Source organism: Bradyrhizobium sp., from assembly GCF_019244115.1.
Classification (GTDB): domain Bacteria; phylum Pseudomonadota; class Alphaproteobacteria; order Rhizobiales; family Xanthobacteraceae; genus Bradyrhizobium.
The window spans coordinates 1-9,151 of sequence record NZ_JAFATE010000609.1; the positions used below are offsets into that span (position 1 = coordinate 1).

Genomic DNA, 9,151 nt, shown 5'->3' on the forward strand with positions numbered 1-9,151 from the left:
GGCGCGGACGGAATCGGTGTCGCCGACGAGGTGGTCTGGAACGAGGGCACCCTCGGCACGGGAGGCGGGATCAGCGACGCTTTTCCAGTGCCGGCCTATCAATCCGGCCTGGCGCTGCCGCCCTCCGTGAACGACGGCAGGCTGCGCCGCGGCATCCCCGATGTCGCGGCGGCCGCGGCGGGCCGTCCCGGCTATCGCATCGTTCTCGATGGCATTGAGATCGTGAAAGACGGCACCAGTGCAGTCGCACCGCTCTGGGCGGGGCTGATCGCGATGACCAATGCCGCGCGCGGCGGCCCGGTCGGCTTCGTCAATTCCGCGCTCTATGCCAACGCCCCGCTGTTTCGCCAGATCATCCGGGGCGACAATCGCGTCGGCGGCAAGGGCTATGACGCGGGTGCGGGCTGGAACGCCTGCACCGGGTTGGGTGTGCCGAATGGTGTCGACATCATCGCGGCGCTCGCCGCCATTCCGGTGGCGTAGGTCCCAAAAACAAAAACCCCGCCATTCGCGGCGGGGTCCAGTTCGGGAGGAGCGAGCCAGACGGCGCGCAGGTAGACCCGATGAAGCGGTTTAAGCGGGAATGCGTTCGTCAAGATCGTGCGGCTCGCGCAGCACATAGCCGCGTCCCCAGACGGTCTCGATGAAGTTGCGGCCTTCCGAGGCGTTGGCGAGCTTCTTGCGCAGCTTGCAGATGAAGACGTCGATGATCTTCAGTTCCGGCTCGTCCATGCCGCCATAGAGGTGGTTGAGGAACATTTCCTTGGTCAGCGTGGTGCCCTTGCGCAGCGAAAGCAGCTCCAGCATCTGGTATTCCTTGCCGGTCAGGTGCACGCGCTGGCCGCCGACCTCGACTGTCTTGGTGTCGAGATTGACCACGAGGTCGCCGGTCTGAATTACCGACTGGGCGTGACCCTTCGAGCGGCGCACGATCGCATGGATCCGGGCGATCAGCTCGTCCTTGTGGAAGGGCTTTGTCATGTAGTCGTCGGCGCCGAAGCCGAGACCCTTGACCTTGTCCTCGATACCGGCAAGGCCGGAGAGGATCAGGATCGGCGTCTTGATCTTGGAGACGCGGAGCTGCTTGAGCACGTCGTAACCGGACATGTCAGGCAAATTAAGATCGAGCAGGATAATGTCGTAATCGTAAAGCTTGCCGAGGTCGACGCCCTCTTCACCGAGATCGGTGGTGTAGACGTTGAAGCTCTCGGATTTGAGCATCAATTCGATTGACTGCGCGACGGCGCTGTCATCTTCAATCAGCAAAACGCGCATGCCAGTTCCCCATAGTCGCCGCTCCGGGCGTCAGGTCGGGCCGCAAACTCGCGGCACTCAAAACGCCTTTGAACAACTGATTCGGATCCTGACGAAACATGGTTAACAAAATCTGATTCTGATCCGCAAGCCTTCTCGATGCAATTTTTATCGAATCGCGCTAAGGTGTTGCGTCGAACCAGTTTTTTGTATCCAGTTTCGTTCAGTCTCCACGTTAAGAGTTAGCCTTAACCGACTCCCGCGATTCGCTGTTCTCTTGAAGAGGCAGCCAAGCGTTCTCAGTCATCAAGGACAGTGACGCAATGATTAATGATGCGGGTAAACACGAAGTTAAGCAGAGCCCGGAAAACCATGAGAACTTAAGGTTTTCGCAATGAAAGCGTTGGCGGAGCAGATCGGCGACATCGACGGTGTCAATATTTTCGGCCGCGTGGTCGGCGTGAAGGGCCTCATGGTCGAGGTCGCCGGTCCCATTCATGCGATGTCGGTCGGCGCGAGGATCGTGATCGAGACCGGAGGCAACCGCGTCATTCCCTCCGAGGTGATCGGCTTCTCCGGGAACAATGCCGTGGTGATGCCGTTCGCCGGGCTCGATGGCGTACGGCGCGGCTGCAGGGCCGTCATTGCCAATGCCGCCAATCTGGTGCGGCCATCGCGGGCCTGGCTCGGACGGGTGATCAATGCGATGGGCGAGCCGATCGACGGCAAGGGCCCGCTGGAGCAGGGCGCCTCGCCCGTGCCGTATCGGAACACGGCGCCGCCCGCACATGCGCGCAAGCGCGTTGGTCGTCCGCTCGATCTCGGCGTCCGTGCCCTCAACACTTTCTTGACCTGCTGCCGCGGCCAGCGCCTCGGCATCTTCGCGGGCTCCGGCGTCGGTAAGTCGGTACTGCTGTCGATGCTGGCGCGCAATGTCGATGCCGACGTCTCGGTCATCGGCCTGGTCGGCGAGCGCGGCCGCGAGGTGCAGGAGTTTTTGCAGGACGACCTCGGCGAGGAGGGGCTGGCGCGCTCGGTGGTGGTGATCGCGACCTCGGACGAGCCGGCGCTGATGCGCCGGCAGGCCGCATACCTCACGCTCGCGATCGCCGAGCATTTCCGTGATGAAGACGAAGATGTGCTCTGCCTGATGGATTCGGTGACGCGCTTTGCCATGGCACAGCGCGAGATCGGGCTCTCGGCCGGTGAGCCGCCGACCGCCAAAGGCTATACCCCCACGGTCTTCACGGAACTGCCAAAGCTGCTCGAACGCGCCGGTCCGGGCGTGGGGATCGGGACGATTACCGCCATCTTTACGGTACTGGTCGACGGCGACGATCATAATGAGCCTATCGCCGATGCCGTCCGCGGCATCTTGGACGGCCATGTGGTGATGGAGCGGGCGATCGCCGAGCGGGGCCGCTATCCGGCGATCAACGTTCTCAAATCGGTCTCCCGGACCATGCCGAGATCGGCCGATCCGGCCTATCTGCCGGTCCTGATGCGAGCGCGCCAGATCATGGCGACCTATGCCGACATGGAGGAACTGATCCGGCTCGGGGCCTACCGGGCCGGCTCCAGTCCGGAAGTTGACGAGGCGATCCGCCTGCATGAGCCGCTGGAGGCCTTTTTGCGCCAGGGGAAGGACGAAGTTGCCAGTCTCCAGCAGGGATACCAGCAGCTTCAGCAGATCCTGGGGTGACTTGGAAACGGAACGCTAACCGTTTGGAAACGGAACGCTAACTTTGTCAGGCCATCATCCCACCGCATATTTAGCTATACCGGCCGGGCCCTCGTTGGAAACCGGCCTTGTCCCGCGTCGGAGCCGGGACTTCGGGGGAGTATGAGTCGATGAAGTCGCGCGAAACGCTGATTCGTCTGAAGAAGTTCCAGGTCGACGAGAAGCGCCGAAGGGTCACCCAGATCGAGGGCATGATCGCGGATTTTCAGCGCATGGCGGTCGAGCTCGAGCGCGAGATCCAGAGCGAGCAGGACCGCGCCGGGATCAACGATCCCAGCCACTTTGCCTATCCGACCTACGCCAAGGCTGCGATCCAGCGCCGCGAAAACCTGACCCGCTCCGCCGACGAACTGCGCGTCCAGCTCGAAGAAGCCAAGAGCCTGCTGTCGGAGGCCTATGAGGAGCTGAAGAAGGTCGAACTGCTGGACGAGCGCGACCAGGCCCGCGAGCGCGCCGAAGAGAGCGCGCGGGAACAGGCCGATCTCGACAGCATCGGCTTGATGCGGGCACGGCTCGGCGTCATCGTCTGAGCCCCCGCCAACAACAGATCTTGCTGACAAAACCCGGGCCGCGAGGTCCGGGCTTTTCGTGTCAATAATGAATTCCGCGGCGAGTTGGCTTGATCGCCTGCCTGTAAGATATGCTACGAAAAGCGATGAACCGCGATCCAGTGCATAGGACGACGAAAAGATGCGATTTCGGGGGCGCTGAATGCTGACGCCGGCGGAGCTGGTTTGGCTGATCGCCGCGGTCGCGAAGGGGGATGAGGCCGCCTTTGAGCGCCTATACGCCGCCACGCGTGCGAAACTCTATGGCGTCGTGCTCCGTATCTTGCGCCGTCAGGATCTCGCAGAGGAGGTCGTTCAGGAGACATACGTCAAGATCTGGAACAGTGCGGGCCAATTCAATCCCGGACTGGCCTCGCCGATCACATGGATGGCGTCCATTGCCCGCAACCGGGCCATCGATCTCGTTCGCAAGCGGAGCGAGGTTTCGATCGAAGAGGAACCGTCGGCGATGGAGGTGGCGGCCGAAAGCCCCGATCCGCTGGCGCGACGGGAAATGACCGAAGAACTGAAGCGGCTTTTGGAGTGTGTTGGGCGCTTGGAGCCCGACCGTCAGAAGCTCGTGCTGCTCGCCTACTACAACGGCTGGAGCCGCGAGCAGTTGGCGGAGAAATTTGCGGCGCCGGTGAATACGGTGAAGACCTGGCTGCGCCGCAGCATGATGGACATCCGGGAATGTCTCGGACTGGGATGAGTTTTGGCGTGAACGCGCTCGAGGTGGAAGTTCTCTGGTTCGGATGATGGCCTATAGCGAAGACCATATCGCGCTCGCTGCGGAATATGCGCTGGGCACACTCGATGCCGATGAGCGCGCGCAGGTCGAGACCATGATGGCCGTCGACACGGATTTCGCCGCGGTCGTGCAGGCCTGGGAGTTCCGGCTCGGCGCGCTGAACCAGATGGTCGGTGCGGTCGAGCCGCGACCCGAATTGTGGGAGCGCATCAGGGCGGCGATCGGACAGGCCGAACCGCAGGCGCCGATCGTGCTGCCGGAAGCGCTGGCGGCTGCCGCGCCCCGGCGGACCGCACCTGGCGAAGCGGTGATCAGCGCGCAGGTCGCGCCGCCGGTCACGGGCGACTCCAATGTCATCCGCCTGACCGCGCAGGCCAGGCGCTGGCGCACCATCGCCTCGGCGATGACGGCGTTGGCGGCGGCGCTCATCGCGATGCTGGCCGTCGAGGTCTACAAGCCCAATTTGTTGCCCGGTGCGCTCAGATCGAAGCCCCAGGTCCAGGTCGTCGAGGTGAGGACGCCGCAAACCGGGCAAGGACTTTCGGGACAATATGTGGCGATCCTGCAGGGGCAGGCGGGCGCGCCGGCGTTCATTCTCACTGTCGACGCCACGACCAAGAATTTCACCGTGCGCAAGGTCGGCGCTTCGCCGGAGCCGGGCAAGAGTTTTGAGCTGTGGCTGATCTCTGACAAGCTGCCCCGGCCGCGGTCGCTCGGTGTGATCGGCGGCAGCGACTTCACCGCGCGTCCAGTGCTCTCGGGCTACGACCAGGATGTCATCAACGGCGCCACCTACGCCGTCACGGTCGAGCAGGCGGGAGGTTCACCGGACGGTGTCCCGCACTCGACGCCGATCTATACCGGCAAGCTGATCGAGACGGTGCCGCCCACGACATCCGCTCCGAACCGATAGCGTCCAGCATTGGTTGAACTCCAACGAACGCGGACCCCACAAAAAGCGAAAACGCCCGTGGGGGGCGGGCGTTTTCTTTTGTAGTCGACTTGGGGTGGGTCTTCTACATATCCACGTGGCGACTTTGGGGGGCTGGTAAAGGGCCGCGTGAATTCCGAAAAAATCCTCTTCTTTGCTAGCGTACGACAGACGCTTCCGAACTCGTGACCGTGACCGGCTTGCCGGCCTTGATGACGCGCGCGGTCTGCGCATAACCGTCATCGCTGCTGAGCCGTGCGGAGAGGCCAACCGCCGCCACTGCGATACCAGCAACCAAAGCGACCGCTACCACCTTGAGGTGGGTCGATCGATCCGCGCTGTAAATCGAATGGTTCATGGAAGCCTCCAGCCCGCCTTCCTTGGCTCTCAAAAAATTCGTCGACGCCATCTCAGGCGCGGTTCAATCTCTTACGCGTGTATACGTAGGAATTTGGGCTTCCGTTCCGAAAGGGGTATTCACAAGTCAGTGAAGAGATGTGAACTTGCGCGATTGGTTAATATCAATATGCCTTGGAATAATCAGATACTACAGCCACTTAAGGCCAGTTTTCCGGACTCCAGGCGGCATCCAGGAGGAAGCTGTTCCGAAGCTGTTCCGAAGCAGAAAACAATTGCCTGTGGCGAAAAAGCCCTGCGGCTAAATGCACAAATCAGCGGTACCTAGACGCTTCCCACCGTTTTCAGCCGCGCGCGCGGATGGATCTCGGCTTGCGACAGCACCGTGGTCTGGGCACGAAAACGTTCAACGAGAGATCGCACAAAAGGACGGATGGCGGCCGAGGTAACCAGGACCGGCGCCTCGCCTTCGCGGGCCGCCCGCTCGAACGCATCGCGGACCGAGGTCATGAACTCGGAGAGTTTTGACGGCTGCATGGCAAGGCTGCGTTCGTCGCCTTGACCGACCAGCGACTCGGCAAAAGCCTGCTCCCATCTGGCCGACAGCGCGATCAGCGGCAGATAGCCCATCGGAGAGGTATTTTGCGCGCAGATCTGGCGCGCCAGCCGGGCGCGGACGTGCTCGACGACGGTCGACGGATTGCGCGAGAACGCCAGTGCATCGGCGATACCTTCGAGAATGGTCGAGAGATCGCGGATCGAGATGCGCTCGGAGAGCAGCAGCTGCAGCACGCGCTGGATGCCCGAGATCGTGATCTGGCCCGGAACGATGTCCTTGATCAGTTCGCCTTGCTCCTTCGGCAGCTCCTTCAACAATTTCTGCACCTCGCCGTAGGACAACAGATCCGACATGTTGCCCTTGAGCAGTTCGGTGAGATGCGTCGACAGCACGGTTGCGGCGTCCACCACCGTATAGCCCTTCAGCGATGCTTCCTCCTTCAGGCTGGCGTCGACCCAGGTCGCGGGCAGGCCGAAGGTCGGCTCGATGGTGTGAATGCCGGGCACGCTGACCTGGTTGCCGGCGGGGTCCATGACCATGAACTGGGCGGGCCAGATCTTTCCGGTGCCCGCATCTACTTCCTTGATCTTGATGATGTAGGTATTGGCCTCGAGCTGCACATTGTCGAGGATTCGCACCGCCGGCATCACAAAGCCCATCTCGATCGCCAGCGACCGGCGCAGCGCCTTGATCTGTTCGGTCAGCCGGTCGGTGCCATCGGGGCCGTTCACCAGCGGCAGCAATGCATAGCCGAGCTCGATCTTGAGATCATCGATCTTCAGCGCGCTCGAGATCGGTTCTTCCGCCTGCGCCGCCGCGGCGGCGGCAGCCGCGGGCGTCGCCGCCGCGGTCGCTTCCGCCGCCCTCGTGGCACGCTTGTGCTTGCGCGCCGACCAGGCGAGCCATCCCGCGCCGCCGGCCAGTGCGAGGAAGGGGATCATCGGGATACCCGGCAGCATCGAGAGCACGCCCATGACCGCGGCCGCCATGCCGAGCGCCTGCGGATAACCGGAAAACTGCTTGATCAGTGCCTTGTCGGCTGCCCCGGAGACGCCCGCCTTGGAGACCAGGAGGCCCGCGGCGGTCGAGACGATCAAGGCAGGCACCTGGGTCACCAGGCCGTCGCCGACGGTCAAGAGCGTGTAGGTGCGCGCCGCCTCGCCGAAGGACAGGCCCTGCTGGGCGACCCCGATGATGATGCCGCCGATGATGTTGATGAAGACGACGAGCAGGCCCGCGACCGCGTCGCCGCGGACGAATTTTGAGGCACCGTCCATGGCGCCGAAGAAGCCGCTTTCGTCCTCCAGCGCCTTGCGCCGCTCCTTGGCGATCTTCTCGTCAATCAGGCCGGCGGACAGGTCGGCGTCGATCGCCATCTGCTTGCCGGGCATCGCGTCCAAATGGAAGCGCGCCGCGACTTCGGCGATGCGCCCCGAACCCTTGGTGATGACGACGAAGTTGACCGTCACCAGGATCGCGAAGACGATAATCCCGATGACGAAATTACCGCCCATTACGAAATTGCCGAACGCCTCGATGACGTGGCCGGCCGCATCGGTGCCCTCGTGACCGTGCGACAGGATCAACCGCGTCGAGGCGAGGCTGAGCGACAGCCGCAGCATGGTCGAGATCAACAGCGTGGTCGGGAACGACGAGAATTCCAGCGGCGCCTGGATGAACAGTGCGGTCATCAGGATCAGGATCGACATCGTGATCGAGATCGCCAGAAACAGATCGAGCACCACCGAGGGCAGCGGCATGATCAGCACGACGAGGATGACAAGGATGCCGAGCGCGAGCGCAATGTCGCCGCGCTTGATCAGGTTGCCGATGTCGCCGAGCTTTGGAAAAGAGCCGCCGAGGGCGCCCGCGCCCTGACCCGCCGTGACGTCGACCATGGTTGCCGCTTCCCCCCGGCTGTGCCGCTCACGCGCGCCAAACGTCTGCACGGCGGCCGCAGGACCACCGCTTCGAAAGTGAGGCACCGCGCTGGCGTCCACGGGAAGCTCCCCCGCTATCCGCGACCGACGACACTCAACTTCACTCGGCAATTCTTGCCCGGTGTATAGTTAGCAAACGGTTAAGGAAGTGGTCTCTGCGGCGCGGTATTTCGCCGCTTACTGGCCTGAGGGCTGAAGAGTTGCCGGCTTGTCCGAGATTGAGCCAGATGGGACACCTATCTCGGCGGGGCCGGGTCGGATGCCCCGACGGACCATTTCCATCCGCTCGGATTCAAATGTGCCTTTCGGCCTGCAGTCCGATTCGACGGACGCGTATCCTTTCCTCTTACCGATCGGGGCCGAGGGGTTTCCAGCCAGATCGATATTCCAGTAGTAGGACCGACAGTTCGTGAAGGACGATGGAGCGGCCGCGCAAATCCTGGGGAACTGAGACTCGCAAAGGGCTATGTCCTGGTAGAAATGCATCGGCACTCCCTCGCAAGAGACACTCCAGGTCCAAATGCTGGCTTTCGTGATTGAACAGGCGTCGTTGTGAAGGGCGTAAGCGGTCTCCAATCCCGGTACTCTCAATGCCTTGAGAGAAAGTTGCATAACCTGTTCGGTTGAAGGGGCATTGACCAACCTGAACGCGGTCCAGACGGCGTAGGCTCCCACTGCGACGAGCGCCGCTGTGCCAAGCGTTCTCATTTTCTGCTCATCCCGGTCCGTTTCAGCAGAGCCGTCATGGCGAGGGGCAAGTCGACGAAGCAATCCATGTCGCGCAAACGGCAGCATGGATTGCTTCGCTTCGTTCGCGTAACGGGCGGGACTTTACTTGTCTACTTCGACTTTTGCAGCTTGGTCACCGTATAGCCCGACGCCGCCTCCTCGGCCTCGAACGTCACCTTGTCGCCGACCTTGAACTGCTTGAGCATCGCGGGATCCTTGACGCGATAGACCATCGTCATGCCCTCATCCATGCCGAGGCTCTTGGCTGGGCCGTGCTTCAGCGTGATCTTTTCCGCGCGTTCGTCGATCTTCTTGACCTCGCCGGTGATGGCTTCCGCCGC

At 62.4% G+C, this 9,151-nt stretch carries 8 protein-coding genes and 1 pseudogene; 5 read left to right on the forward strand and 4 right to left on the reverse strand.

The features are described 5' to 3' along the window. Nucleotides 1–483: pseudogene (locus tag JOZ76_RS26850) on the forward strand (S53 family peptidase); the annotation flags it as partial. Between the two features lie 90 nt (nucleotides 484–573). On the opposite strand, the gene ctrA reads toward JOZ76_RS26850, so the two are convergent. Beyond that, nucleotides 574–1,275, reverse strand: a complete 702-nt coding sequence (ctrA, locus tag JOZ76_RS26855) for a response regulator transcription factor CtrA (protein ID WP_006614002.1) — start codon at nucleotides 1,273–1,275, stop codon at nucleotides 574–576. A gap of 373 nt (nucleotides 1,276–1,648) precedes the next feature. On the opposite strand from ctrA, the gene fliI reads away from it, so the two are divergent. The 4 genes from fliI (at nucleotide 1,649) to JOZ76_RS26875 (ending at nucleotide 5,207) form a co-directional block, all read left to right on the forward strand. Further along, a complete protein-coding gene (gene fliI / locus JOZ76_RS26860) occupies nucleotides 1,649–2,956 on the forward strand; it encodes a flagellar protein export ATPase FliI (protein ID WP_291703793.1) in 1,308 nt (435 codons plus the stop codon). A gap of 149 nt (nucleotides 2,957–3,105) precedes the next feature. Then, nucleotides 3,106–3,525, forward strand: a complete 420-nt coding sequence (gene fliJ / locus JOZ76_RS26865; RefSeq protein ID WP_291703795.1) for a flagellar export protein FliJ — start codon at nucleotides 3,106–3,108, stop codon at nucleotides 3,523–3,525. Nucleotides 3,526–3,706: 181 nt separating this feature from the next. Beyond that, nucleotides 3,707–4,255 (forward strand): sigma-70 family RNA polymerase sigma factor, encoded by a 549-nt coding sequence (locus JOZ76_RS26870; protein WP_291703797.1) that lies wholly within the window; start codon nucleotides 3,707–3,709, stop codon nucleotides 4,253–4,255. 46 nt (nucleotides 4,256–4,301) lie between these two features. Beyond that, nucleotides 4,302–5,207, forward strand: a complete 906-nt coding sequence (locus JOZ76_RS26875; RefSeq protein ID WP_291703799.1) for an anti-sigma factor — start codon at nucleotides 4,302–4,304, stop codon at nucleotides 5,205–5,207. Nucleotides 5,208–5,382: 175 nt separating this feature from the next. Here the strand turns inward: JOZ76_RS26875 and JOZ76_RS26880 are convergent, their stop codons facing one another. The 3 genes from JOZ76_RS26880 to JOZ76_RS26890 all read right to left on the reverse strand — a co-directional run bounded on the left by JOZ76_RS26880 (nucleotide 5,383) and on the right by JOZ76_RS26890 (nucleotide 9,139). Continuing rightward, nucleotides 5,383–5,583 carry a hypothetical protein gene (locus tag JOZ76_RS26880; protein ID WP_291703801.1) on the reverse strand — a complete coding sequence of 67 codons (201 nt, stop codon included), beginning with the start codon at nucleotides 5,581–5,583 and terminating at the stop codon, nucleotides 5,383–5,385. Between the two features lie 323 nt (nucleotides 5,584–5,906). Next, the gene (gene flhA, locus JOZ76_RS26885; RefSeq protein ID WP_291703802.1) at nucleotides 5,907–8,039 is read right to left on the reverse strand and encodes a flagellar biosynthesis protein FlhA; all 2,133 of its coding nucleotides are present in this window, start codon (nucleotides 8,037–8,039) and stop codon (nucleotides 5,907–5,909) included. A gap of 881 nt (nucleotides 8,040–8,920) precedes the next feature. Continuing rightward, nucleotides 8,921–9,139, reverse strand: a complete 219-nt coding sequence (locus JOZ76_RS26890; RefSeq protein WP_291703804.1) for a copper-binding protein — start codon at nucleotides 9,137–9,139, stop codon at nucleotides 8,921–8,923. Nucleotides 9,140–9,151 lie beyond the last annotated feature (12 nt).

Coding starts and splice junctions, on each gene's coding strand:
- ctrA (WP_006614002.1), bottom strand. CDS start 1,275: ATGCGCGTTTTGCTGATTGAAGATGACAGCGCCGTCGCGCAGTCAATC.
- fliI (WP_291703793.1), top strand. CDS start 1,649: ATGAAAGCGTTGGCGGAGCAGATCGGCGACATCGACGGTGTCAATATT.
- fliJ (WP_291703795.1), top strand. CDS start 3,106: ATGAAGTCGCGCGAAACGCTGATTCGTCTGAAGAAGTTCCAGGTCGAC.
- JOZ76_RS26870 (WP_291703797.1), top strand. CDS start 3,707: ATGCTGACGCCGGCGGAGCTGGTTTGGCTGATCGCCGCGGTCGCGAAG.
- JOZ76_RS26875 (WP_291703799.1), top strand. CDS start 4,302: ATGGCCTATAGCGAAGACCATATCGCGCTCGCTGCGGAATATGCGCTG.
- JOZ76_RS26880 (WP_291703801.1), bottom strand. CDS start 5,583: ATGAACCATTCGATTTACAGCGCGGATCGATCGACCCACCTCAAGGTG.
- flhA (WP_291703802.1), bottom strand. CDS start 8,039: ATGGTCGACGTCACGGCGGGTCAGGGCGCGGGCGCCCTCGGCGGCTCT.